Genomic DNA, 23,536 nt, shown 5'->3' with positions numbered 1-23,536 from the left:
GGAGGATCCACACCCATGTCCGCGTCCGAGCCCGCCCCGACCCCGCCCGCACCGCCCGTCCCGCTGGCCGCGCTGCTCGCCCGCGAGGAGCTCGGGCTGCGGCTGCGGGCCGGCTCGCCGGACGTCTCGCTGCACTGGGTCCACACCTCGGAGATGGCCGACCCGTACCCGTATCTGCTCGGCGGCGAGCTGCTGATGACGGCGGGCGTGCAGCTCACCGACCCGGCGCGGTACGTGGAGCGGGTGGTGGAGGCGGGTGCGGCGGCGCTCGGTTTCGGCGTGACGCCGGTGTACGACACGGTGCCGGAGGCGCTGGTCGAGGCGTGCGAGCGGCACGGGCTGCCGCTCGTGGAGGTGCCTCCCGAGACGCCGTTCACGGCCGTGGCCCGGGCGCTGTGGCGGCTGATGGCGGCGGCCCGCCTGCACGAACTGCGCCGGGTCAGCGAGGCGCAGCAGTCGCTGGCGACCGCAGCGGCCCGGCCGGCGCCGGTGCCGGCGGTGCTCGGCGCGCTGGCCTCCCGGCTGGCGGGCCGCGCGGTCCTCTTCGACGCGGCCGGTACGGAGACGGCGTCGGCCGGCCGCGCGGTCCCGACGGAGGCGGCCCGGGCGCTCGCCGACCTCGCGGGCGTCGTCGGACCGCGGCCCGGCGGACCGGCCTCGGCGAGCGGTGACGGCGGCGGGCTGCGGCTCGCCGCGTACGCGCTGGGCGGCGGCGACGGGCTGACGCTCGGCGTGGCGACGGAGCGGCGCGAGCCGGGCGACCACACCATCGCCGGCGTCGCCGTGGTGCTCCTCTCCCTCCTCACGGCCCCGCACCGCGCCGCCGACGTGACCGCCCGCGACACCGCGCTGGTCCGCCTCCTCCTGGGCGCGGACCCGGCGGAGGCGGCCGCGGCCCTGGGCCCGGGGCCCTGGACGGTGGTCCACGCCCGCGGCGGCGACGGCACGTCTTTCGCGGCGGCGACCCTGGCGGCGGCGCTGGGCACACCCCTGATGGACCCGGGCACCGCCGGCCCGGATACCGAGGCCCTGCCCGCCGGCCCGGACGCCGGCCCGGACGCCGAGGCCGTGCCCGCCGGCGGGAGCGTCGGCGGCGGGCGTGCGGGCGGTGGGGACGTAGGCGGCGGGGGCGCCCTGCCCGGCGGCGGCCGCACGGGCGGGACCCGGGCCGCCGCGCCCGGCGCCCCGGTCGTACGCCTGCTGCTCCCCGCCTCCTCTCCCCTCACCGCTCAGGCCGGCTGGACCCTCGGCGTCAGCGCGCCCGTCGAGGCGGCCGGGCTCGCGGGCGCCGACGCGCAGGCCGGGCGGGCGTTGCGGCGAGCCGAGGCGACCCGGGCGGCGCTCGTACGGCACCGGGCGAGCGGGTTCGCGGGGCTCGTCGACCAGGGCGAGGCGGCGGCGTACGCGCGCGAGGTGCTCGCGCCGCTCACGCCACCGCTCGCCGAGACCCTGCGCACCTGGCTGTCGCTGCACGGCAGCTGGGACCGGACGGCGGTGGCGCTGGAGATCCACCGCAACACCGTCCGGCAGCGGATCGCCCGCGCCGCGAGCCTCCTCGGCCGCGACCTGGACGACCCGGACGTGCGGATGGAGCTGTGGTTCGCGCTGCGCGTTCCGTGATCAGGCGGCCGGGTACAGCTTGTCGACGGCGGTCTTCGCCGTCGTGCGGAAGGCGGTCAGCGGCGCGTCCTTCAGGTCGCCCAGCTGTCCCCAGCGGACGAAGGTGACGGCGCGGCCGTCGCGGCCGACGGAGAACAGGTGGATGTCGGTGCTGCCGACCTGCGGGTCGGCGGTGTCCAGGCTGTAGACCCAGGCGCCCTCCTCCACGGCGAGCTTGCCGTGGTAGGCGCTGACGGCGTGCAGGCCCGGGTTCTGCCGCTCCAGGAGGGGGCCGCAGCCGGCGAGGGCCTTGCGGAGGGTGTCGACCAGCTTCACCGCGTCGGCCTCGGTGCGGGCGACGGTGGTGATCTGGACGCCGTTGGTGTCGAGCTCGGTGCTGAACTCGCGGTAGCGGGAGTTCTGCGCCGGGATCTTGTACGGGGCGCAGAGGGCGCCGCCGTTCTCCGGGACGCCCGCGAAGACCTGGGTCGCGGTCCACGGCGTGGACGACGGCGGCATCTGGGAGGCGGCGAGGAAGGCGGGCTGGGCAGCGGCCTGCGCCGGGGCCGTGGCGAGGGCCGCGAGGCCCAGGGCGGCAACGGCGGTGGCGGCGAGTGCGGTACGGAACTTACGCATGCTGGTGGATCCCCCGTCGGGTCGTTCGGTCAGTGCTCCACCAGCCTCGGGCCCCCGCCCGCCGCCGGGCAACGGCGACGCGCCCTCCACTCGTCCCGGAACCATTCCACCCCCTCTGACGTGGGAGAACGCAAGAGGGGTGGAACGAGCCGGGGGTAGGCCATGGGTGCGGTCGAGGAGTTCGCGGCGCGGGTGCGCGCACTGAAGGAACGGGACGGACGGAGTTACGAGGCGCTGGGGCGGCGCCTCGGCGTCAGCGCCTCCACGCTGCACCGTTACGGCTCCGGAGCGGCCGTCCCGGAGTCCTTCGCCGTCGTCGAGCGCCTGACCCGGCTGTGCGGGGCCACCCCGGAGGAGACGCGGGAACTGGAGGAGCGCTGGCGGCGCGCGGACCTCGTCCGCAGGCCCCCGGCGAAGCCGGCCGTAGCGGTGCCGGCCGGGACGGCCGTCCCCGGGCGGGCGCCCGCGTCCGAGCCGGCACCCGGTCCCGCGGCCGACCCCGGGACCGCCCCTGCCCCCGAACCGCTCCCCGCCCCGCTCCCCGTCCCCGCGCGGCCCCGGCGGGTGCGGAAGGCGTGGCTCGTCGTCGGCGCCGTGACCGGCGTCGGGGCGCTCGTGCTCGGGGCCGCCCTGCTGCCCGGGCAGGGGCGGGAGCCGCGGCAGCGCGCACGGCCGGAGCCGCCGCTCCCGTTCACGTACACCGTCTCCTCCGACCTCTGGGAGAACGGCTGCGGCCACACCTATCTCGCCGACCGGCCCGCCGCGCGGGTGCCCGCTCCGCCGGTGCCCGTGGACGCCGGCCGGTGGGCCGGGGAGCTGGGGGCCGCGGACGGCGGGCAGACACTCGTGCGGCTCGTGGTGCAGGGGAAGGGCGCCTCCGCCGTCGTCCTCCAGGGGCTGCACGTGCGGGTGCTGGGCCGGGCGGAGCCGCTGCCCTGGGCGGCGTACCGCATGGACGACGGGTGCGGCGGGGCCGTCACGCCCCGCCGTTTCACCGTGGACCTCGACGCGCCGCGTCCGCTCGCGCGGCCGGCCGACGGGTACGACGCCTCGGGGCAGGAAGGGCGGACGATCCCGGCCGTGAGGTTCCCGTACACCGTCACCGCGGCCGAGCCCGAGGAGCTGCTGGTCTCCGCCCGCGCGGCCCGCTGCGACTGCCGCTGGCAGCTGGAGCTGGAGTGGAGCGCGGAGGGACGGAGCGGCGTGGCGACGATCGCCGGCCCCGGCGGGAGGGCCTTCCGCACGAGCGGGCAGGCGACGGGGAGTCCGGTCCACACGTACGACGCCGTGAAGGGGCGCTGGATCACAGTCACGGAGTCTGGACAGGGCGGGTGACCGCTGGGTAACTTCGATTCGAACAGGCTGAGCAAGCGCTTAGACAATCGGCAGCGACAAGGAGGCGGCTCGTGCGCCGTACCGTATTCAACGAGGACCACGAGGCGTTCCGGGAGACCATCCGCGCCTTCATCGAGGCCGAGGTCGTCCCCGTCTACGACGACTGGTTCGCCGCCGGTCAGGCGCCGCGCGACTTCTACTACAAGCTCGGCGAGCTCGGCGTCTTCGGCATCAACGTGCCCGAGGAGTTCGGCGGCGCCGGCCTGGACACCCACAAGTTCGAGGCCGTCCTCTACGAGGAGACCGCCCGCGCCGGCGTGCAGTTCGGCGGCTCCGGCGTGCACGTCCTGCTCGCGCTGCCCTACATCAAGATGCTCGCCACCGACGAGCAGAAGAAGCGCTACCTGCCGAAGTTCGTCTCCGGCGAGGAGATGTGGGCGCTCGCCATGACCGAGCCGGGCACCGGCTCCGACGTCGCGGGCATGAAGACCACCGCCAAGCTCTCCGAGGACGGCACCCACTACGTCCTCAACGGCGCCAAGACCTTCATCACGGGCGGCGTCCACGCCGACCGCGTCATCGTCTGCGCCCGCACCTCCGCCCCGTCGGCCGAGGACCGCCGCTTCGGCATCTCCCTCTTCGCCGTCGACACCAAGTCCGCCGGCTACTCCATCGGCCGCAAGCTCGACAAGCTGGGCCTGCGCACCTCCGACACCGCCGAGCTCGCCTTCGTCGACGTCAAGGTGCCCGTCGAGGACCTGCTCGGCGAGGAGGGCAAGGGCTTCTCCTACCTCGGCCACAACCTGGCCTCCGAGCGCTGGGGCATCGCCTTCGGCGCGTACGCCCAGGCCAGGGCAGCCGTCCGCTTCGCCCAGCAGTACGTCACGGACCGCACGGTCTTCGGCAAGCCGGTCGCGCACTTCCAGAACACCAAGTTCGAGCTGGCCGCCTGCCAGGCCGAGGTCGACGCCGCCGAGGCCGTCGCCGACCGCGCGCTCGAGGCCCTGGACGCGGGCGAGCTGACGCCGGCCGAGGCCGCCTCCGCCAAGCTCTTCTGCACCGAGGTCGCGCACCGCGTCATCGACCGCTGCCTCCAGCTGCACGGCGGCTACGGCTACATGAACGAGTACCCGATCGCCCGCCTCTACGCCGACAACCGCGTCAACCGCATCTACGGCGGCACCAGCGAGATCATGAAGTCGATCATCGCCAAGTCGATGGGCCTGTAGTCCAGGTGCCCGACCCGCACACCGCACTCGATGGCCTGCTCGATCTGCTCGACCTGGAGCGGATCGAGCGGGACATCTTCCGCGGGCAGTCCCGCTCCGCCCTCGTCCCCCGCGTCTTCGGCGGCCAGGTGGCCGCCCAGGCGCTGGTGGCGGCCGGGCGGACCGTGCCCGAGGACCGCCACGCCCACTCGCTGCACGCGTACTTCCTGCGCCCCGGCGACCCGGGCGCGCCGATCGTCTACAACGTCGACCGCATCCGCGACGGACGTTCCTTCACCACCCGCCGGGTCGTCGCCGTCCAGCACGGCCAGCCGATCTTCCACCTCTCGGCGTCCTTCCAGACGTACGAGGAAGGGCTCGACCACCAGGCGGACATGCCGCCCGCGCCCGACCCGGAGTCGCTGCCGACGCCCGAGGAGATGCTGCCCCGGCACCTGCCGCGGGAGGTCGCGGACCGGCTGATCGAGGCCCGCGCCGCGGTGGACCTGCGCTACGCCGACGTACCGCCGTGGGGCTCCGTCGGGCAGCCGCGCGAGCCGCGCTCCCAGGTGTGGTTCCGCACCAACGGCAAGCTGGCCGACGACCCGCTGCTGCACGTCGTCCTCGCCACGTACGTCTCCGACATGACGCTGCTCGACTCGATCCTCCTCGCCCACGGGCGCGGCGGCTGGGCCGTCGGCGACGTCGTCGGCGCCTCCCTGGACCACGCCATGTGGTTCCACCGGCCCTTCCGGGCCGACGAGTGGCTGCTGTACGACCAGGAGTCGCCGACCGCCTCCGGCGGGCGCGGCCTCGGGCAGGCCAGGATCTACACCCAGGACGGGCGGCTCGCGATCTCCGTCATCCAGGAGGGTGTCGTTCGCGTCCCGCGCTGACGGGCCGACATAGCGTCCGGTCCATGGCGGTACAGGACCGGAGCACCCAGAACGAGAGCACCTTCACGGTCGTCGTGGCGGCGGCGGCCAACCTCGGCATCGCCGTCGCCAAGGCCGTCGCCGGACTCGTCAGCGGGTCGAGCGCGATGCTGTCGGAGGCGGCGCACTCGGTGGCCGACACCGTCACCGAGGTCCTGCTGCTCACCGCGCTCAAGCGCAGCGGGAAGCCGGCCGACGAGGACCATCCGCTCGGATACGCGGGCGAGCGCTACGTCTGGGCGATGCTCGCCGCCGTCGCCACCTTCGTCGGCGGCGCGGTCTTCTCCGTCTACGACGGCGTCCACACCCTCACCCACGGCGAGGACCTCGGCGACCCGCTCGCCTCGTACGTGGTCCTCGCCGTCGCCTTCGTCCTCGAGGGCTTCTCGCTGCGCACCGCGGTCCGGCAGGTCACGGCGGAGGCGGAGCGGGTGCGGGCGCCGTTCGCCCGCTATCTGCGGCTGACTCCCGACACCACGGTCAAGGCCGTCGTGATGGAGGACTCCGCCGCGCTCGCCGGCCTGATGCTGGCGGCCGGCGGCCTGCTCGGCGGACAGCTCACCGGCTCCGGCGTGTGGGACGGCGTCGCCTCGATCCTCATCGGCGCGCTGCTGGTGTACGTGGCGTGGGTGCTCGGCAGGTCCAACGCGCGGCTGCTCGTCGGCCGCCCGCTGCCGGCCCGGATGCGGGAGATCGTCCGCGAGGAGCTGCTGGCCGACGGGCACGTGATCGGCGTGGTCGACCTCACGACGCTGATCCAGGGCCCGGACGAGGTCCTGGTCGCCGCGAAGATCGACTTCCGGGACCTGTCGTCGGCGGCGGAGATCGAGCGGGCCTGCGAGCGGGCGGAGGCCCGGCTGCGCGCCCGCATCCCGGCCGTCCGCCGCGTCTACCTGGACCCGACGCCGGGACCGGGGCCGGATGCTTCGGGGCCGGAGGCGGGCGGGCCGGGCGGGCCGGGTGTCAGGCGGTGAGGCCGGCCGTGTCCAGCAGATACGCCGTCAGCGGCTCGTAGGACCGCGGGTCCACGACGTGGTCGTCGAGCGGCACGGTCACCTGCATGGTGCCCTCAGCCTCCGCGAGGAACAGCGCCGGATCGTTGCAGTCGGCGTAGCCGACCGCGTCGACGCCCCGCTGGGCCGCGCGTCCCGCCCAGCCGTGGTCGGCGACGACCAGGCCGGGCGCCGGCTCGCCCAGGGCCTCCAGGCCGTCCAGGATCGCGTTCATCGGCTCGGGCGAGTGGGTGTGCCACAGGCTCGCGCCGCGTTCGAAGACGGCGACGTCGGCGAACTGCACGACATAGCCCTCGTCGGCGGTCAGCCCGCCCGGGATGCGGACGATGTCGCAGCCCTTGGCGCGCAGCGCGGCGGCGACCCGGCTGTGGGCGTCGATCAGGGCGCCGGGGTGCCCGGTCGCGAACAGCACCCGCTCCTTCGCGGCGGCGGCCTTGGCGAGGCGGGCGGCCATCCGGTCGAGGGCGGCGACGGTCAACTCCGGGTCGATCGTGTCCTGCCCGGTCCGGTGCGCCGGGTCGTCGACGACGCCGCACCGCTCGGCCATGACGGCGAGCACGTCCTGCTCGTCGCTCCACCGGTCGCCGAACTCGAGGCCGAACCAGTAGTGCCGGTCGCCGTTGGCGAGCCTGCGGTAGTGGGCGAGGTTGTTGTCGCGGGGAGTGGCGACGTCTCCGGCGATCCGGGTCCGGAGGAGGTGCTCGACGAGTGCGGCGCGGCTGAGTATCGGCATGCGCCCCATTCTGCCGTTCCCCCCACCTTCCCCGCGGCCCGCGCCCACTTCCGTGCGGGCCGCGCTCCGCGCCCGTGTGGGCTGCGCCCGCTGACGCGGCGCCCCCGGTCCACCCCCCGTGCGAGTGGCGCCTGCTTGCGCGGCGCGCCGTGTCACCTCCGTGTGGGCATTCGTCCCGCTGGGGCGGGACGGGTGGGCACACGGGACGGCGCCCTTGCGGGCGCGTTCCGCACCTGTGCCCGAACCCCATGGACCCCGCACTCCGGGTGCGGGTCAAGGCTCGGGAGCCTAGGCCCGGCAAGGGGCGCCGTCCGTTGTGCCCACCCGTTCCGCCCCAGCGGAACGAATGCCCACAACGGAGGTGGCGAAGGGCGCCAGCCCGTCGGAGGGGTGGGCACCGCACCAGCGGGACGAAGGCCCACACGGAGGTGGGCGACGGGCGCCGGCCCATGGGTGGGCACCGCCCCGGCGGAACGAATGCCGACAACGGAGGTGGGCGAAGGGCACCGCCCCGGCGGGCGCGGGCGCGGGCGCGCAGAGAGGGCGCGGGGTCAGGTGGAGAGGGCTCCGAAGGCGCCGTCGGCGAGGGCGCGGAGGAGGCGCTCCATGTCCGCGCGGCCCAGCGGCGCGCCCAGGTGCGGCGTCGAGTTGAGGAGGCCGAAGACCGCGTGGACCGCCGCCCGCACCTCGGGCTCCGCCGCGGACGGGTACAGGTCGCGGACGACGGCGACCCACAGTTCGACGTACTGCCGCTGGAGCTGGCGGACCCGCTTGCGGTCCTCGTCCTTGAGGCGGTCGAGCTCGCGGTCGTGGAGGGTGATGAGCGGCCGGTCGTCGAGGGCGAAGTCGATGTGGCCGTCGATGAGGGAGGCGAGGAGCGCCCTCGGGTCGCCGTCCGACTCGGCGGCCCGCAGCCGGCCGCCGTCGAGGAGCCGCTCGCTGATGCCGACCAGCAGCTCGGCGAGCATCGCGTCCTTGCCGGGGAAGTGGCGGTAGAGCCCGGGTCCGCTGATGCCGACCGCCGCTCCTATCTCGTCCACGCCCACGCCGTGGAAGCCGCGCTCGGCGAAGAGGCGGGCGGCCTCCTTGAGGATCTGCTCGCGTCGGGTCGGCGCGTCCGTCCGCGTCGGGCTCGTGGTCATGGATTCGATTCTAGACAACCCGGTTAGCGGTCGTTAACCTGAAGGACATACGTTAACGCTCATTAACCGAGCAAGGGAGCTCGACCGATGCAGCAGGCACCTGTGCTGACGAGCGCGGCGGATCCCGCCTCGCCGGCCTGGCAGGCCAACGAGGCGGCCCATCACGAGCTGGCCGCGACCCTGCGCGCCAAGCTCGCCGAGGCCGCGCTCGGCGGCGGCGAGAAGGCCCGCGCCCGGCACACCGCGCGCGGCAAGCTGCTGCCGCGCGACCGGGTGGACACGCTTCTCGATCCCGGTTCGCCGTTCCTGGAGCTGGCCCCGCTCGCCGCGAACGGGATGTACGGCGACCAGGCCCCGGCGGCCGGCGTGATCGCCGGCATCGGGCGGGTCTCCGGCCGCGAGTGCGTGATCGTCGCCAACGACGCGACCGTCAAGGGCGGCACGTACTACCCGATGACGGTCAAGAAGCACCTCCGGGCGCAGGAGGTGGCGCTGGAGAACCGTCTGCCCTGCCTCTACCTCGTCGACTCCGGCGGCGCCTTCCTGCCCATGCAGGACGAGGTCTTCCCGGACCGCGAGCACTTCGGCCGGATCTTCTTCAACCAGGCCCGGATGTCCGGCGCCGGCATCCCGCAGATCGCGGCGGTCATGGGCTCCTGCACGGCCGGCGGCGCCTACGTCCCGGCGATGAGCGACGAGGCCGTGATCGTGCGCAATCAGGGCACGATCTTCCTCGGCGGCCCGCCGCTGGTGAAGGCCGCGACCGGCGAGGTCGTCACGGCGGAGGAGCTCGGCGGCGGCGAGGTCCACTCCCGGATCTCCGGCGTCACCGACCACCTCGCCGAGGACGACGCCCACGCGCTGCGCATCGTCCGCAACATCGTCGCCACCCTGCCCGAGCGCGGCCCGCTGCCCTGGTCGGTGGAGCCGGCCGAGGAGCCGAAGGTCGACCCGTACGGGCTGTACGGCGCGGTGCCGGTCGACTCCCGCACGCCGTACGACGTGCGCGAGGTGATCGCCCGGGTGGTGGACGGCTCCCGCTTCCAGGAGTTCAAGGCCGAGTACGGGCAGACGCTGGTGACCGGCTTCGCCCGGATCCACGGCCACCCGGTCGGCATCGTCGCCAACAACGGCATCCTGTTCGCCGAGTCCGCCCAGAAGGGCGCGCACTTCATCGAGCTGTGCGACCAGCGCGGCATCCCGCTGGTCTTCCTGCAGAACATCACCGGCTTCATGGTCGGCAAGGCGTACGAGCACGGCGGCATCGCCAAGCACGGCGCCAAGATGGTGACGGCCGTGGCCACCACGCGCGTGCCGAAGCTGACGGTGGTCGTCGGCGGCTCGTACGGCGCGGGCAACTACTCCATGTGCGGCCGGGCGTACTCGCCCCGCTTCCTGTGGATGTGGCCCAACGCCAAGATCTCGGTCATGGGCGGCGAGCAGGCCGCGTCCGTGCTCGCCACGGTCAAGCGCGACCAGCTCGGCGACGCGTGGAGCGCCGAGGAGGAAGAGGCCTTCAAGGACCCGATCCGCGCGCAGTACGAGACGCAGGGCAACGCCTACTACGCGACCGCCCGGCTGTGGGACGACGGCGTCATCGACCCGCTGGAGACCCGGCAGGTGCTCGGTCTCGCCCTGACCGCCTGTGCCAACGCGCCCCTGGGTGACCCCCAGTTCGGCGTCTTCCGGATGTGAGGACCCAGAGGATGCAGCACATGTTCGACACCGTCCTGGTGGCCAACCGGGGCGAGATCGCCGTCCGGGTCATCCGCACCCTGCGGGCGCTCGGCGTGCGTTCGGTCGCCGTGTACAGCGACGCGGACGCCGACGCCCGGCACGTACGCGAGGCGGACACGGCGGTACGGATCGGTCCGCCGGCGGCCTCGGAGTCGTATCTCTCCGTTCCCGCCCTGCTGGACGCCGCCCGGCGCACCGGCGCGCAGGCCGTCCATCCCGGCTACGGCTTCCTCGCCGAGAACGCGGGCTTCGCGAAGGCCTGCGCGGAGGCGGGTCTGGTCTTCATCGGGCCGTCCGCCGAGGCGATCTCGCTGATGGGCGACAAGATCCGGGCGAAGGAGACGGTGCGGGCGGCGGGCGTGCCCGTGGTGCCCGGCGCCGCCGACCCCGACATCGTCGACGCGGCCCGCGAGCTGGGCGCGCCGGTGCTGCTCAAGCCGAGCGCGGGCGGCGGCGGCAAGGGCATGCGTCTGGTGCGCGACCTGACCGTCCTGGAGGAGGAGATCGCGGCGGCGCGGCGCGAGGCCCGGTCCTCGTTCGGCGACGACACGCTGCTCGTGGAGCGGTGGATCGACCGGCCGCGGCACATCGAGATCCAGGTCCTGGCGGACGCGCACGGCAACGTGGTGCACCTGGGCGAGCGCGAGTGCTCGCTCCAGCGGCGCCACCAGAAGATCATCGAGGAGGCGCCGAGCGTCCTGCTGACCCCTCGGATCCGGGCGGCGATGGGCGCGGCGGCGGTCGAGGCGGCGCGGTCCTGCGGCTATGTGGGCGCGGGAACGGTCGAGTTCATCGTGCCGGGCGGCGACCCGTCCTCGTACTACTTCATGGAGATGAACACCCGTCTCCAGGTCGAGCACCCGGTCACCGAACTGGTCACCGGCCTGGACCTGGTGGAGTGGCAGCTGCGGGTGGCCTCCGGCGAACCGCTGTCGTTCGGGCAGGAGGACGTCCGCCTGGACGGCTGGGCGATCGAGGCGCGGATCTGCGCCGAGGACCCGGCGCGCGGCTTCCTGCCGTCCGGCGGCACGGTCCTCGCGCTGCACGAGCCGCAGGGCGACGGCGTGCGGACGGACTCGGGCCTGTCCCGGGGCACCGAGGTGTCGTCGCTGTACGACCCGATGCTCTCCAAGGTCATCGTCCACGCCGAGGACCGTCCCACCGCGCTGCGCAAGCTGCGCGCCGCGCTCGCGGACACGGTCACGCTCGGCGTCCCGACCAACGCGGGCTTCCTGCGCCGGCTCCTGGCCCACCCGGACGTCGTCACCGGCGACCTGGACACGGGCCTGGTGGAACGGGACGCGGAGAGCCTGGTGGACGGCGCGGTCCCGCCGGAGGTGTACGCGGCGGCGGCGCTGCTGCGCCACTTCCCGGCGCCCGCGGCGGCGCGCGACGGCGGCTGGTCGGACCCGTTCGACACGCGGACGGGCTGGCGTCTTGGCGGCACGCCCGCCTGGACGGCGCTGGACTTCCGGGTGCCCGGACACGAGCCGGTGACCGTGCGCGTGCGCGGCGGGGCGGACGCGGCCGAACTGCTGCTCGGCGGGGCCGTCCCCGGCGACGGGGGCGAGGCCCTCTCCGCCGCGCTGGTCGGCGAGGCCGGCGGCTCCGCGCTCGTCCTCGCCGTCGACGGCGTCACGCACCGCTTCACCGTCGCCTCCTCGGCGGAGGGACGGTGGCTCGGCCGGGACGGCGACTCCTGGCACGTGCTCGACCACGACCCGGTCGCCGCCGCGCTCTCCGGCGCCCGGCACGGCGGCGCGGACACACTGGCCGCGCCGATGCCCGGCACCGTGACCGTGGTGAAGGTGGCGGTCGGCGACGAGGTGGAGGCCGGGCAGAGTCTGCTGGTCGTCGAGGCGATGAAGATGGAGCACGTCATCTCCGCCCCGCACGCCGGCACCGTCACCGAGCTGGACGTCACGCCCGGCACGACCGTCGCCATGGACCAGGTCCTGGCCGTGGTGACGCCCCGCGAGGAGGAGGACGCATGAGCACCGGTCTGCCGATGACCGTGGCCGATCCCGCGCTGCCGGCCCGGGTGCGGATCCACGAGGTGGGGCCGCGCGACGGTCTGCAGAACGAGAAGACGGCCGTACCGACCGAGGTGAAGGCGGAGTTCATCCGGCGGCTCGCCGCCGCCGGGCTGGGCACCGTCGAGGCGACCAGCTTCGTCCACCCCAAGTGGGTGCCCCAACTGGCCGACGCCGAGGAGCTGTTCCCGCGGGTCCGCGATCTGCCGGTCCGGCTGCCGGTCCTCGTGCCCAACGAGCGCGGTCTCGACCGGGCGCTCGCGCTCGGCGCCCGCGAGGTCGCCGTGTTCGCCTCGGCGACCGAGTCCTTCGCGAAGGCCAACCTCAACCGGACGGTCGACGAGGCGCTGGCGATGTTCGCGCCGACCGTCACCCGGGCCATAGAGGCCGGCCTGAAGGTCCGCGGCTATCTGTCGATGTGCTTCGGCGACCCGTGGGAGGGCGCCGTCCCGGTCGAGCAGGTCGTCCGCGTCACCAAGGCGCTCGCCGACATGGGCTGCGACGAGCTGAGCCTCGGCGACACCATCGGCGTCGCCACCCCGGGCCATGTGGCCCGGCTGCTGCGGGCGTTGAACGAGGCGGGCGTGCCCACCTCCCGCCTCGCCGTGCACTTCCACGACACCTACGGGCAGGCGCTGTCCAACACGCTCGCCGCGCTGCGGCACGGCGTGACCACGGTCGACGCCTCCGCCGGCGGCCTCGGCGGCTGCCCGTACGCCAAGTCCGCCACCGGCAACCTCGCCACCGAGGACCTGGTGTGGATGCTCGACGGCCTCGGCATCGAGACCGGGGTCGACCTGGCCGCCCTCACCGCCACGAGCGGGTGGATGGCCGAACAGCTGGGCCGCCCGAGCCCGTCCCGTACCGTCCGCGCGCTCTCCCACAAGGAGTCCTGATCATGTCCCTCGACCACCGCCTCTCCGAGGAGCACGAGGAACTCCGCCGCACCGTGGAGGAGTTCGCCCACGACGTCGTCGCGCCGAAGATCGGCGACTACTACGAGCGGCACGAGTTCCCGTACGAGATCGTCCGCGAGATGGGCCGCATGGGCCTGTTCGGCCTGCCCTTCCCCGAGGAGTACGGCGGGATGGGCGGTGACTACCTGGCGCTCGGCATCGCCCTGGAGGAGCTGGCCCGGGTCGACTCCTCGGTCGCCATCACCCTGGAGGCCGGCGTCTCGCTGGGCGCCATGCCCGTCTACCGCTTCGGCACCGAGGAGCAGAAGCGGGAGTGGCTGCCGAAGCTGTGCGCGGGCGAGATGCTCGGTGCGTTCGGCCTGACCGAGCCGGGCGCCGGTTCGGACGCGGGCGGCACCCGCACCACCGCCGTCCGCGACGGCGACCAGTGGGTGATCAACGGCTCGAAGTGCTTCATCACCAACTCCGGTACGGACATCACCGGTCTGGTCACGGTCACCGCGGTGACCGGCCGCAAGCCGGACGGCCGTCCGCTGATCTCCTCGATCATCGTCCCGGCGGGCACGCCCGGCTTCGCGGTGGCGGCGCCCTATTCGAAGGTGGGCTGGAACGCCTCGGACACCCGTGAGCTGGCCTTCGACGACGTCCGGGTGCCGGTGGAGAACCTGCTCGGCGAGGAGGGCCGCGGCTACGCGCAGTTCCTGCGGATCCTGGACGAGGGCCGGATCGCGATCGCGGCGCTCGCCACGGGTCTGGCCCAGGGCTGTGTGGACGAGTCGGTGAAGTACGCGAAGGAACGTCACGCCTTCGGCCGGCCGATCGCCGACAACCAGGCGATCCAGTTCAAGATCGCCGACATGGAGATGCGGGCGCACATGGCCCGGGTCGGCTGGCGCGACGCGGCCTCCCGCCTCGTCCTCGGCGAGCCGTTCAAGAAGGAGGCGGCGCTCGCGAAGCTGTACTCGTCGACGGTGGCCGTCGACAACGCGCGCGAGGCGACCCAGATCCACGGCGGCTACGGCTTCATGAACGAGTACCCGGTGGCCCGGATGTGGCGCGACTCGAAGATCCTGGAGATCGGCGAGGGCACCAGCGAGGTCCAGCGGATGCTGATCGCCCGCGAGTTGGGCCTGTCCGCCTGAGGTCCCGCACGGCCCGAGGCCGCCTCGGCCGTGGTCGCGAAGCCCGTCGTCCCCGTGCGGGGCGGCGGGCTTCGTCGTGCGTGCCACAGTTCCGCACCCGACCCTGTTGATCGGAATGAGGTTAGGCTAACCTACCTTCGACTTCACCCGGCCGACCCGCCGACGATCGGCACGTACCGAAAGCGACTTCGCCATGCCCAGCACCGCCCGAGCCACCTCCCTCACCCGTCGCGGCCTGCTCGCCGCGGGCGGCGCCCTCGGGCTCGGCGCCGCGCTCGCCGCCTGCGGCAGCGACGACAAGAAGGACGGCGGCTCCACCTCGCCGGCCTCCGGCTCGTCCGGCGCCTGGGAGTTCAAGGACGACCGCGGCCAGCTCGTCACCAAGGCGTCCACGCCGAAGAACATCGTCGCCTTCACCGGCACCGCCGCCGCCCTCAAGGACTTCGGCATCGAGGTCAAGGGCGTCTTCGGCCCGACCACGGTCAAGGACCCGAAGACCGGCGAGGAGAGGCCGGACGTGCAGGCCGGCGACCTCGACATCAAGAAGGTCAAGGTCATCGGCAACGTCTGGGGCGAGTTCAAGACCGAGGAGTACCTCAAGCTGCGGCCCGACGTCCTCATCACGGACATGTGGGAGAAGAACGACCTCTGGTACGTCCCGGCCGAGCAGAAGGACACCATCCTCAAGGTCGCCCCGAGCGTCGCCCTGTGGGCCGCCGGCCGGTCCATGCCCGCCGTCCTCCAGCGCCACGTCGACCTCGCCGCCTCGCTCGGCGCCGACGTCCGCAGCGAGCGCGTGAAGGCCGACAAGGCCCGCTTCGAGGCCGCCGCCGAGCGGGTCCGCAAGGCCGCCAGGACCAAGAAGGGCATCAAGGTCCTCATCGGCTCCGCCGCCCCGGACACCTTCTACGTCTCCACGCCGGTCCGCCCGACCGACACGCTCTTCTTCCAGGAGCTGGGCGTCGACATCGTCGTCCCGGACAAGCTGGACCCGACCGGCTGGTTCGAGCTCCTCAGCTGGGAGAACGTCGACAAGTACAAGGCCGACGTCATCCTGCTCGACAACCGCACCTCCGCGCTGCAGCCCGAGGCCCTGAAGGCCAAGCCCACCTGGGCCGCACTGCCCGCCGTCAAGGCCGGCCAGGTCGTCCCGCGCGTCACCGAGCCGATCTACTCCTACGCCAAGTGCGCCCCGCTCCTGGAGGACCTGGCCAAGGCCCTCGAGAACGCCAAGAAGGTGTCCTGACCCATGACGAACGCCGAGACCGCCCCGTTCCAGTTCTTCTCCCTCCAGGTCGACCGGACGAGGCGGCTCGGCCCGTCCCTGGTCCGCGTCACCTTCACCGGTGAGGACCTGAAGGGCTTCGCCGCCGGCGGCCGCGACCAGTCGCTGTCGCTCTTCCTGCCGCACCCGGGGCAGGACGCCCCGGTGCTGCCGCCGCTGGACGACCCGGACATGTACGCGATCCTGGGCGCCTACCGGGCCATGCCGCACGACGAGCGGGCCGTCATGCGCTCGTACACCGTCCGCGAGCAGCGCACCTCACCGGCCGCCGAGATCGACATCGACTTCGCCGTGCACGAGGACGGCGGCCCCGCCTGCCGCTGGGCCCAGCACGCGAAGGCCGGCGACCGGGTGGTGGTGCTGGGCCCGGCGGTGGCCGACAACACCGGCGTGCGCTTCCGCCTTCCCGAGGACGCCGACTCGGTCGTCATCTGGGGCGACGAGACGGCCCTGCCGGCCGCCTCCGCGATCCTGGAGTGGCTGCCGGCCGAGACCCGCGCCCACGTCTACCTCGAGGTGCCCTACGCCGGCGACCGCACGGAGCTGGCGACCGAGGCCGACGCGACGGTCACCTGGCTCGTACGGGAGGAGGGCGCGCCGTCCGCCGTGGAGGCGATCGCGGGCGCCGAGCTGCCCGGCGAGGCGCCGTACGTGTGGATCGCGGGCGAGTCCGGTGCGGTGAAGGCGCTGCGCCGGCACTTCGTGCGCGAGCGCGGGCTGGACCGCCGCCGGGTCACCTTCGTCGGCTACTGGCGCAAGGGCCTGTCCGAGGACGCGCTGCGCGAGGTCCCGGACGAGGCGACGCAGGACGAGGCGCAGGAAGCGGCGCAGGACGCGGCATCGGAGGCGCCCCAGAGCGCGTCTCAGGGCGCGTCTCAGGGCGCGTCTCAGGACGCCGCGTAACCCCGTACCTCCTACAGACCCCCACAGGGCCGGCGGCCCCTCAATCCCTTCGGATTGAGGGGCCGTTGTGCTGTGAACTTAGGTTAGGCTAACCTAAGTATCACCGACCGAGTCCGCTCCCGGAAGGGCCCCCACATGCGCTCCCACCTGCTCAACGACACGACGGCGGAGTCCTATCGACACTCCGTCACCGAAGGAGTCGAGCGGGTGGCGAGGAAACTCGCCACGGCACGCGGACCGTTCACCGGCATCACGCCCGCCGAACTCGCGCCCGTCGTCGACGCCGTCGACCTCGACCGGCCGCTCGGCGACGCCTCCGCCGCCCTGGACGAGCTCGAGGACGTCTACCTCCGCGACGCGGTCTACTTCCACCACCCGCGCTACCTCGCCCACCTCAACTGCCCGGTGGTCATCCCCGCCGTCCTCGGCGAGGCCGTGCTCTCCGCCGTCAACTCCTCCCTCGACACCTGGGACCAGAGCGCCGGCGGCACCCTCATCGAGCGCAAGCTCATCGACTGGACCACCCGCCGGATCGGCCTCGGCCCGCTCGCCGACGGCGTGTTCACCAGCGGCGGCACCCAGTCCAACCTCCAGGCGCTGCTCCTCGCCCGCGAGGAGACCGGCAGCACCGACCTGACGAAACTGCGGATCTTCTCCTCCGAGTGCAGCCACTTCAGCGTCCAGAAGTCGGCCACCCTGCTCGGCCTCGGCCGCGACGCCGTCGTCTCCGTGCCCGTCGACCGCGACCGCCGGATGCAGTCCGTCGTCCTCGCCGCCGAGCTGGAGGCCTGCCGCGCCGAGGGCCTGATCCCGATGGCGATCGTCGCCACCGCCGGCACCACCGACTTCGGTTCCATCGACCCGCTGCCCGAGATCGCCGCCCTGGCCGCCGAGTACGGCGCCTGGATGCACGTGGACGCCGCCTACGGCTGCGGACTGCTCGTCTCGCCCACCCGCCGCCACCTCCTCGACGGCATCGAGCGGGCCGACTCCGTCACCGTCGACTACCACAAGTCCTTCTTCCAGCCGGTGAGTTCCTCCGCCGTCCTGGTCCGGGACGGCGCCACCCTGCGCCACGCCACGTACCACGCGGACTACCTCAACCCGCGCCGGACGCTCGCCGAGAAGATCCCCAACCAGGTCGACAAGTCCCTCCAGACCACCCGCCGCTTCGACGCCCTCAAGCTGTGGATGACCCTCCGCGTCATGGGCGCCGACGGCATCGGCGGACTCTTCGACGAGGTCTGCGACCTGGCCAGGACCGGCTTCGAGCTGCTCGCCGCCGACCCGCGCTACGACGTGGTCGTCGAGCCGCAGCTGTCCACCCTCGTCTACCGCTACGTCCCCGAGAACGTCACCTCGCCCGCCGAGATCGACCGCGCCAACCTCCACGCCCGCAAGGCCCTCTTCGCCTCCGGCGAGGCCGTGGTCGCCGGCACCAAGGTCGACGGCAGGCAGTACCTCAAGTTCACCTTGCTCAACCCCGAGACCACCGCGGCCGACATCGCCGCCGTCCTCGATCTGATCGCCGGCCACGCCGAGCAGTACCTGGGAGAGAACCTTGTCCACGCCTGAGACGGCTCAGCCGCACGACTTCATCGGTATCGGGCTCGGTCCCTTCAACCTCGGCCTCGCCTGCCTCACCGAGCCCATCGACGAGCTGAACGGCCTCTTCCTGGAGTCCAAGCCGGACTTCGAGTGGCACTCCGGCATGTTCCTGGAGGGCGCCCACCTCCAGACGCCGTTCATGTCGGACCTCGTCACCCTCGCCGACCCGACCTCGCCCTACTCCTTCCTCAACTACCTGAAGGAGAAGGGCCGGCTCTACTCGTTCTACATCCGCGAGAACTTCTACCCGCTGCGGACCGAGTACAACGACTACTGCCGCTGGGCCGCCGCCAAGCTCTCCTCGATCCGCTTCTCCACCACCGTCTCCGCCGTCACCTACGACGAGGCCGCCGAGGAGTACGTGGTGTCCACCGAGGCCGGAGAAACGTTCCGGTCCCGCCGGATCGTGCTCGGCACCGGCACCCCGCCCCACATCCCCGAGGCCTGCCAGGGCCTCGGCGGCGACGTCCTCCACAACTCCCGCTACCTCCCCAGCAAGGAGGCGCTGCGGAAGAAGCGGTCCATCACCCTGGTCGGCAGCGGCCAGAGCGCCGCCGAGATCTACTACGACCTGCTCGGCGAGATCGACGTCCACGGCTACCAGCTCAACTGGGTCACCCGCTCCCCGCGCTTCTTCCCGCTCGAATACACCAAGCTCACCCTGGAGATGACCTCACCGGAGTACGTGGACTACTTCCACGCCCTCCCCGAGCGCACCCGCTCCCGCCTGGAGACCGAGCAGAAGGGCCTGTTCAAAGGCATCGACGGCGAGCTCATCGACGCGATCTTCGACCTGCTCTACCAGAAGAACCTGGCCGGCCCCGTCCCCACCCGCCTGCTCACCAACTCCGCGCTGCGCACCGCCGCGTACGACGAGACGACCGGCACCTACACCCTCGGCTTCCGCCAGGAGGAGCAGGAGAAGGACTTCCAGCTGGACACCGAGGGCCTGATCCTCGCCACCGGCTACAAGTACGCCGTCCCGGGCTTTCTGGAGCCGGTCCGCGACCGCCTGCGCTGGGACTCCCAGGGCCGCTTCGACGTCGCCCGCAACTACGCCGTCGACGTCACCGGCCGCGGCGTCTTCCTCCAGAACGCCGGCGTCCACACCCACTCCATCACCTCGCCCGACCTCGGCATGGGCGCGTACCGCAACGCCTACATCATCGGCGAGATGCTGGGCACCGAGTACTACCCCGTCGAGAAGACCATCGCGTTCCAGGAGTTCTCCGTATGACCCCCCGTGTCCACATACGTCCGCTCGACCCGCTCAAGGACGCCGAGCTGATCCACCCCTGGGTCACCGACGCCAAGGCGACCTACTGGATGATGCAGGGCTTCGAGCTCCAGGACGTCGAGCGCGAGTACATGGCGATCGCCGCGAACCCGCACCACGACGCCTTCATCGGCCTGGTGGACGGCGAGCCCGCCTTCCTCATGGAGCGCTACGACCCGGCGAAGGCCGAACTGGTCGGGCTGTACGAGCCGGAGCCCGGTGACGTCGGGATGCACTTCCTCGTCGCCCCCACCGACACGCCCGTGCACGGCTTCACCCGCACGGTCATCACCGCCGTCATGCGCGAGCTGTTCGCCGACCCGGCGACCGCGCGCGTGGTCGTCGAGCCCGACGTGCGCAACACCGCCGTCCACGCGCTCAACGAGGCCGTCGGCTTCGTGCCCGAGCGCGAGATCCGGAAGCCGGAGAAGACGGCCCTGCTGAGCTTCTGCACCCGCGCGCAGTTCGAGGCCGCCACGGGAGCCGCCGTATGAGCGCCGTCGCCGATCCCGTCGCCCACCTCACCCCGGCCCGCTGGGCCGACGCCAACCGCGCCCTGATCCGCAAGGCGCTCGCGGAGTTCGTCCACGAGCGGCTGCTCGACCCGCAGGAGCTGGGCGAGGGCCGCTACCGGGTGCTCAGCGACGACGGCGCCACCGAATACCGCTTCACCGCCGACCGGTTCGCCCTCGACCACTGGCAGGTCTACCCGGAGTCGATCAGCTGCCACCGCGGCAGCGAGCAGCTGCCGCTGGACGCCCTGCGGTTCGTCACCGAGCTGCGCGGCGCGCTGGGCCTGAGCGACGAGATCCTGCCGGTGTACCTGGAGGAGATCTCCTCCACCCTGGCCGGTACGGCCTACAAGGCGACCAAGCCGCGCGTCACCTCCGCCGAGCTGGCCCGGGCCGGCTTCCAGGAGATCGAGACCGGGATGACCGAGGGCCATCCCTGCTTCGTCGCCAACAACGGGCGCCTCGGCTTCGGCGTCGACGAGTACCGGGCCTACGCGCCCGAGGCGGCCACGCCGGTCCACCTGGTGTGGCTGGCCGCGCACCGCGACCGCGCCACCTTCACCGCCGGCGCCGGGATCGACTACGAGACCTTCGTCCGGGCCGAGCTCGGCGACGCCGCCGTCGACGGCTTCGCCGCGACCCTCGCCGCCCGCGGCCTGGACCTCGCCGACTACCTGCTCGTGCCGGTCCATCCCTGGCAGTGGTGGAACAAGCTGTCCGTCACCTTCGCCGCCGAGGTCGCGCAGGAGCGCCTGGTCTATCTGGGCGAGGGCGCCGACGCCTATCTGGCGCAGCAGTCCATCCGTACCTTCTTCAACTCCACCGACCCGGCCAAGCACTACGTGAAGACGGCGCTCTCCGTCCTCAACATGGGCTTCATGCGGGGCCTGTCGGCCGCCTACATGGAAGCCACGCCGGCGATCAACGACTGGCTGGCCGGTCTGATCGAGGCCGACCCGGTCCTGAAGGCCGCGCGCTTCTCGATCATCCGGGAGCGGGCGGCGGTCGGCTACCGGCACCTGGAGTACGAGGCGGCCACCGACCGCTACTCGCCCTACCGCAAGATGCTGGCCGCGCTGTGGCGCGAGTCGCCGGTGCCGCGCCTCGCGGAGGGCGAGCGGCTGGCCACGATGGCCTCGCTGCTGCACGTCGACCACGCCGGCGCCTCCTTCGCCGGCGCCCTGGTCAAGGAGTCGGGCCTGGCGCCGACGGAGTGGCTGCGCCGCTACCTGGACGCCTATCTGCTGCCGGTGCTGCACTGCTTCTACGCGTACGACCTGGTCTACATGCCGCACGGCGAGAACGTGATCCTGGTCCTCGACGAGCGCGGCGCGGTCTCGCGGGCGGTCTTCAAGGACATCGCCGAGGAGATCTGCGTCATGGACCCGGACGCGGTGCTCCCGCCCGCCGTGGAGCGGATCCGCGCCGAGGTCCCGGAGGACATGAAGCTGCTGTCCGTCTTCACGGACGTCTTCGACTGCTTCTTCCGCTTCCTCGGGGCCACCCTGGCGGCGGAGGGCGTGCTCGGCGAGGACGACTTCTGGCGGACGGTCGCGGCCTGCGTGAAGGACTACCAGGACTCCAAGCCGGAGCTGGCGGACCGCTTCGCGCAGTACGACATGTTCGCCGAGACCTTCGCGCTGTCCGCGCTCAACCGGCTCCAGCTGCGCAACAACCGGCAGATGGTGGACCTGGCGGACCCGTCGGCGGCGCTCCAGCTCGTCGGCGACCTGGTGAACCCGATCGCCCGGTTCGCCTGAGAGACCAGGCGCGGGCCCCGGCGGAGACGGTCCTCCGCCAGGGCCCGCGCCTCCCCCCTCCGATCAGGCGATCACCCTGTGTCACCACATCCGCCTCTTCGACTACGCACCGTCGCTGTGCGAGGTTGGCCCGGTGATGACGCGAATCTCCCGTGCGCTCGCCTCCACGGCCCTGACCGCGGTCCTCGCCACGACCGTCGCCTGCGGAGGCGGCGGCGGAGGCGGCGGAGACGACGACCCGACCCCGACCCCCGAGGCGCCCACGACGAGCTCGGACCCGGGCTCGAACGATCCGATCGGAACGCTCTTCCCGGGCAAGGGCGGCGGCGGCCAGGCCGTACCCGTCCACGTGCCGACCGCCAAGGTGGGCGAGAAGAAGCACGTGCACATGAGGGTCAGGAGCGAATCCGACGAGCCCATGAACCTCGCCGGGCCCCGGGTGACCGTGGAGAACCCCGACGCCGTCTCGGCCGCGGCGGGTCTCGGCAGCTGCACCGGCACGCTGGAACCCGGCGGGGAGTGCACGCTGGACCTGGAGATCACTCCGTACGAGGCGGGCTCCTACAGCGGCACGCTGACCGTCGAGACCTCACAGGGCGAGACGCTCACCGCGTCCCTCTCCGGGGAGGCCGTCGAGGACGAGCCCACGGTCGAACCGACGGACGAGCCCACGGACGAACCCACGGACGTGCCGACGGACGTACCGACGGAAGAGCCCACGGACGAACCGACCGACGTGCCCACGGAAGAGCCCACGGACGTGCCGGAGACCTAGTAGACCGAGGTCAGCGCCACCCGCACGGTCTCGTCGTCGGGCAGCACGACCGTCATGTAGTCCCGGCCCCGCGAGGTGTAGGAGACCAGGTAGTAGCGGGACGGGGACTTCACCAGCAGGAGGAAGCCGGTGTAGCGGTGCCGGTACGGCCCCGCCACGGCACCCATGTCCTGATAGGCGATGCCCAGGGCGCCGTGCGTGATCGGGAAGCGCGAATAGACCACCACGGGCAGGCTCTCGCGGTTGCCGTCCTCGATGGCCTCCACGGCCTCGGTCGTGCCCGCGTCCGCCACGTACTGGGACACGCCGAAGAACAGGCTCATGGCCAGGAGCCCGATGAGCAGCGCGCCGCCCGCGGTCCACATCCGCTCGGCGGCGCCCTCGCGACGGCGCCGCGGGTGGTCCGCGATCCGCAGCAGGCGCTGCTGCACGGAGAAGAACGCCAAGGTGGCCCCCAGGGCCACCAGGAAGGACGGGGCGAGCCGGGTGCCCCACCAGCTCGCGGGCAGGGGCATCCAGACCGTCTGCCCGAAGAAGACGCGGAATCCGAGCATCACCATGACCAGACCGACCACGAGCAGCACCCGGCACACCGTGCGGCGTCGGCGGTCCTGGCCCGGCCGGGCCAGCTGGTGCCCGACCCGGCCGAGCACCAGCAGCACGATCAGACCGCAGATCAGCAGGAACCACAGCGGCCCGAAGACCGCCTTCGGGCTCTTCGCCAGGTAGGCCTGGACGGAGAGCTGAAGGTCGGCCGCGGGGACACCGAACGCGGCGTAGTAGGCGTCGGTGTACACGCTGCCGAAGTAGTAGAGCAGCCCGATGACGACGGTCCCCGGCGCCACGATGTAGGCCACCTTGTCGAAGTACGACACCTTCGGCGGCGCGGGCGTCGGCTGGGACGGCTCCCCTCGCGACACAGGCATGCCGTCAGTCTCCGCGGCGGCGCCCGGCCCCGCACGCAGAGCGCGCCAACGGGCTGACCTC

20 protein-coding genes are annotated in these 23,536 nt (G+C 72.8%); 16 read left to right on the top strand and 4 right to left on the bottom strand.

Annotated elements, in window-relative coordinates; genetic code table 11:
- The first annotated feature begins 15 nt into the window (after nucleotides 1-15).
- Nucleotides 16-1,620 (top strand): PucR family transcriptional regulator, encoded by a 1,605-nt coding sequence (locus tag ACIGO8_RS25875; RefSeq protein WP_399735221.1) that lies wholly within the window; start codon nucleotides 16-18, stop codon nucleotides 1,618-1,620.
- Here the strand turns inward: ACIGO8_RS25875 and ACIGO8_RS25870 are convergent, their stop codons facing one another.
- Nucleotides 1,621-2,235, bottom strand: a complete 615-nt coding sequence (locus ACIGO8_RS25870) for a hypothetical protein (RefSeq protein ID WP_399735218.1) — start codon at nucleotides 2,233-2,235, stop codon at nucleotides 1,621-1,623. It lies immediately after the preceding gene.
- 162 nt (nucleotides 2,236-2,397) lie between these two features.
- Here ACIGO8_RS25870 and ACIGO8_RS25865 point away from each other — a divergent pair, with 162 nt between their 5' ends.
- The 4 genes from ACIGO8_RS25865 (at nucleotide 2,398) to ACIGO8_RS25850 (ending at nucleotide 6,687) form a co-directional block, all read left to right on the top strand.
- The gene (locus ACIGO8_RS25865; RefSeq protein ID WP_399735214.1) at nucleotides 2,398-3,570 is read left to right on the top strand and encodes a helix-turn-helix domain-containing protein; all 1,173 of its coding nucleotides are present in this window, start codon (nucleotides 2,398-2,400) and stop codon (nucleotides 3,568-3,570) included.
- A gap of 71 nt (nucleotides 3,571-3,641) precedes the next feature.
- A complete protein-coding gene (locus ACIGO8_RS25860; RefSeq protein WP_399735212.1) occupies nucleotides 3,642-4,799 on the top strand; it encodes an acyl-CoA dehydrogenase family protein in 1,158 nt (385 codons plus the stop codon).
- A 5-nt stretch (nucleotides 4,800-4,804) separates the two neighbouring features.
- The gene (locus ACIGO8_RS25855) at nucleotides 4,805-5,674 is read left to right on the top strand and encodes an acyl-CoA thioesterase (protein WP_399735209.1); all 870 of its coding nucleotides are present in this window, start codon (nucleotides 4,805-4,807) and stop codon (nucleotides 5,672-5,674) included.
- 23 nt (nucleotides 5,675-5,697) lie between these two features.
- The gene (locus ACIGO8_RS25850) at nucleotides 5,698-6,687 is read left to right on the top strand and encodes a cation diffusion facilitator family transporter (protein ID WP_399735206.1); all 990 of its coding nucleotides are present in this window, start codon (nucleotides 5,698-5,700) and stop codon (nucleotides 6,685-6,687) included.
- Here ACIGO8_RS25850 and ACIGO8_RS25845 read toward each other — a convergent pair.
- Together ACIGO8_RS25845 and ACIGO8_RS25840 are read right to left on the bottom strand one after the other, a co-directional pair.
- A complete protein-coding gene (locus ACIGO8_RS25845; protein WP_399735203.1) occupies nucleotides 6,677-7,459 on the bottom strand; it encodes a phosphatase in 783 nt (260 codons plus the stop codon). The two genes, ACIGO8_RS25850 and ACIGO8_RS25845, sit on opposite strands and share 11 nt — an antisense overlap.
- 551 nt (nucleotides 7,460-8,010) lie before the next feature.
- Complete coding sequence (locus tag ACIGO8_RS25840) at nucleotides 8,011-8,601, bottom strand: TetR/AcrR family transcriptional regulator (protein WP_399735200.1); 591 nt, start codon at nucleotides 8,599-8,601, stop codon at nucleotides 8,011-8,013.
- Nucleotides 8,602-8,688: 87 nt separating this feature from the next.
- Here ACIGO8_RS25840 and ACIGO8_RS25835 point away from each other — a divergent pair, with 87 nt between their 5' ends.
- The 11 genes from ACIGO8_RS25835 (at nucleotide 8,689) to ACIGO8_RS25785 (ending at nucleotide 22,549) form a co-directional block, all read left to right on the top strand.
- Nucleotides 8,689-10,296 (top strand): carboxyl transferase domain-containing protein, encoded by a 1,608-nt coding sequence (locus ACIGO8_RS25835; protein ID WP_399735197.1) that lies wholly within the window; start codon nucleotides 8,689-8,691, stop codon nucleotides 10,294-10,296.
- 20 nt (nucleotides 10,297-10,316) lie between these two features.
- Entirely contained in the window at nucleotides 10,317-12,332 is a 2,016-nt protein-coding gene (locus ACIGO8_RS25830; protein WP_399735194.1) for a biotin carboxylase N-terminal domain-containing protein, read from the top strand.
- Complete coding sequence (locus ACIGO8_RS25825) at nucleotides 12,329-13,267, top strand: hydroxymethylglutaryl-CoA lyase (protein ID WP_399735192.1); 939 nt, start codon at nucleotides 12,329-12,331, stop codon at nucleotides 13,265-13,267. Before ACIGO8_RS25830 ends, ACIGO8_RS25825 begins: the two co-directional genes overlap by 4 nt.
- A 2-nt stretch (nucleotides 13,268-13,269) precedes the next feature.
- Nucleotides 13,270-14,430 (top strand): acyl-CoA dehydrogenase family protein, encoded by a 1,161-nt coding sequence (locus tag ACIGO8_RS25820; protein WP_399735189.1) that lies wholly within the window; start codon nucleotides 13,270-13,272, stop codon nucleotides 14,428-14,430.
- Nucleotides 14,431-14,623: 193 nt separating this feature from the next.
- Nucleotides 14,624-15,676: an ABC transporter substrate-binding protein gene (locus ACIGO8_RS25815; protein WP_399735185.1), complete on the top strand. Its 1,053-nt coding sequence runs from the start codon at nucleotides 14,624-14,626 to the stop codon at nucleotides 15,674-15,676.
- 3 nt (nucleotides 15,677-15,679) lie between these two features.
- Nucleotides 15,680-16,618 (top strand): siderophore-interacting protein, encoded by a 939-nt coding sequence (locus ACIGO8_RS25810; RefSeq protein WP_399735183.1) that lies wholly within the window; start codon nucleotides 15,680-15,682, stop codon nucleotides 16,616-16,618.
- A gap of 135 nt (nucleotides 16,619-16,753) precedes the next feature.
- Complete coding sequence (locus ACIGO8_RS25805; RefSeq protein WP_399735180.1) at nucleotides 16,754-18,193, top strand: pyridoxal phosphate-dependent decarboxylase family protein; 1,440 nt, start codon at nucleotides 16,754-16,756, stop codon at nucleotides 18,191-18,193.
- Complete coding sequence (locus ACIGO8_RS25800; RefSeq protein WP_399735177.1) at nucleotides 18,180-19,463, top strand: lysine N(6)-hydroxylase/L-ornithine N(5)-oxygenase family protein; 1,284 nt, start codon at nucleotides 18,180-18,182, stop codon at nucleotides 19,461-19,463. Before ACIGO8_RS25805 ends, ACIGO8_RS25800 begins: the two co-directional genes overlap by 14 nt.
- On the top strand, nucleotides 19,460-19,996 hold the full coding sequence (locus tag ACIGO8_RS25795; protein ID WP_399735175.1) for a GNAT family N-acetyltransferase: 537 nt from the start codon (nucleotides 19,460-19,462) through the stop codon (nucleotides 19,994-19,996). The genes ACIGO8_RS25800 and ACIGO8_RS25795 overlap by 4 nt, the downstream gene beginning before the upstream one ends.
- On the top strand, nucleotides 19,993-21,774 hold the full coding sequence (locus ACIGO8_RS25790; protein ID WP_399735172.1) for an IucA/IucC family protein: 1,782 nt from the start codon (nucleotides 19,993-19,995) through the stop codon (nucleotides 21,772-21,774). The genes ACIGO8_RS25795 and ACIGO8_RS25790 overlap by 4 nt, the downstream gene beginning before the upstream one ends.
- 136 nt (nucleotides 21,775-21,910) lie before the next feature.
- The gene (locus ACIGO8_RS25785) at nucleotides 21,911-22,549 is read left to right on the top strand and encodes a PT domain-containing protein (protein WP_399735169.1); all 639 of its coding nucleotides are present in this window, start codon (nucleotides 21,911-21,913) and stop codon (nucleotides 22,547-22,549) included.
- Here the strand turns inward: ACIGO8_RS25785 and ACIGO8_RS25780 are convergent.
- Nucleotides 22,546-23,475, bottom strand: coding sequence for a hypothetical protein (locus tag ACIGO8_RS25780; RefSeq protein WP_399735166.1), 930 nt, complete (start codon nucleotides 23,473-23,475; stop codon nucleotides 22,546-22,548). The genes ACIGO8_RS25785 and ACIGO8_RS25780 overlap by 4 nt on opposite strands.
- Nucleotides 23,476-23,536 lie beyond the last annotated feature (61 nt).

This window comes from Streptomyces sp. NPDC053493, from assembly GCF_044544825.1.
Classification (GTDB): Bacteria; Actinomycetota; Actinomycetes; order Streptomycetales; family Streptomycetaceae; genus Streptomyces.
Note: the sequence above shows the minus strand (reverse complement) of the source record. Positions and strands in the feature narration are given on the sequence as shown.

What these genes read in the sequence shown, in the direction of transcription:
- ACIGO8_RS25875 (WP_399735221.1), top strand. Translation starts at nt 16, where the DNA reads ATGTCCGCGTCCGAGCCCGCCCCGACCCCGCCCGCACCGCCCGTCCCG.
- ACIGO8_RS25870 (WP_399735218.1), bottom strand. Translation starts at nt 2,235, where the DNA reads ATGCGTAAGTTCCGTACCGCACTCGCCGCCACCGCCGTTGCCGCCCTG.
- ACIGO8_RS25865 (WP_399735214.1), top strand. Translation starts at nt 2,398, where the DNA reads ATGGGTGCGGTCGAGGAGTTCGCGGCGCGGGTGCGCGCACTGAAGGAA.
- ACIGO8_RS25850 (WP_399735206.1), top strand. Translation starts at nt 5,698, where the DNA reads ATGGCGGTACAGGACCGGAGCACCCAGAACGAGAGCACCTTCACGGTC.
- ACIGO8_RS25845 (WP_399735203.1), bottom strand. Translation starts at nt 7,459, where the DNA reads ATGCCGATACTCAGCCGCGCCGCACTCGTCGAGCACCTCCTCCGGACC.
- ACIGO8_RS25840 (WP_399735200.1), bottom strand. Translation starts at nt 8,601, where the DNA reads ATGACCACGAGCCCGACGCGGACGGACGCGCCGACCCGACGCGAGCAG.
- ACIGO8_RS25835 (WP_399735197.1), top strand. Translation starts at nt 8,689, where the DNA reads ATGCAGCAGGCACCTGTGCTGACGAGCGCGGCGGATCCCGCCTCGCCG.
- ACIGO8_RS25830 (WP_399735194.1), top strand. Translation starts at nt 10,317, where the DNA reads ATGTTCGACACCGTCCTGGTGGCCAACCGGGGCGAGATCGCCGTCCGG.
- ACIGO8_RS25825 (WP_399735192.1), top strand. Translation starts at nt 12,329, where the DNA reads ATGAGCACCGGTCTGCCGATGACCGTGGCCGATCCCGCGCTGCCGGCC.
- ACIGO8_RS25820 (WP_399735189.1), top strand. Translation starts at nt 13,270, where the DNA reads ATGTCCCTCGACCACCGCCTCTCCGAGGAGCACGAGGAACTCCGCCGC.
- ACIGO8_RS25815 (WP_399735185.1), top strand. Translation starts at nt 14,624, where the DNA reads ATGCCCAGCACCGCCCGAGCCACCTCCCTCACCCGTCGCGGCCTGCTC.
- ACIGO8_RS25810 (WP_399735183.1), top strand. Translation starts at nt 15,680, where the DNA reads ATGACGAACGCCGAGACCGCCCCGTTCCAGTTCTTCTCCCTCCAGGTC.
- ACIGO8_RS25805 (WP_399735180.1), top strand. Translation starts at nt 16,754, where the DNA reads ATGCGCTCCCACCTGCTCAACGACACGACGGCGGAGTCCTATCGACAC.
- ACIGO8_RS25795 (WP_399735175.1), top strand. Translation starts at nt 19,460, where the DNA reads ATGACCCCCCGTGTCCACATACGTCCGCTCGACCCGCTCAAGGACGCC.
- ACIGO8_RS25790 (WP_399735172.1), top strand. Translation starts at nt 19,993, where the DNA reads ATGAGCGCCGTCGCCGATCCCGTCGCCCACCTCACCCCGGCCCGCTGG.
- ACIGO8_RS25785 (WP_399735169.1), top strand. Translation starts at nt 21,911, where the DNA reads ATGACGCGAATCTCCCGTGCGCTCGCCTCCACGGCCCTGACCGCGGTC.
- ACIGO8_RS25780 (WP_399735166.1), bottom strand. Translation starts at nt 23,475, where the DNA reads ATGCCTGTGTCGCGAGGGGAGCCGTCCCAGCCGACGCCCGCGCCGCCG.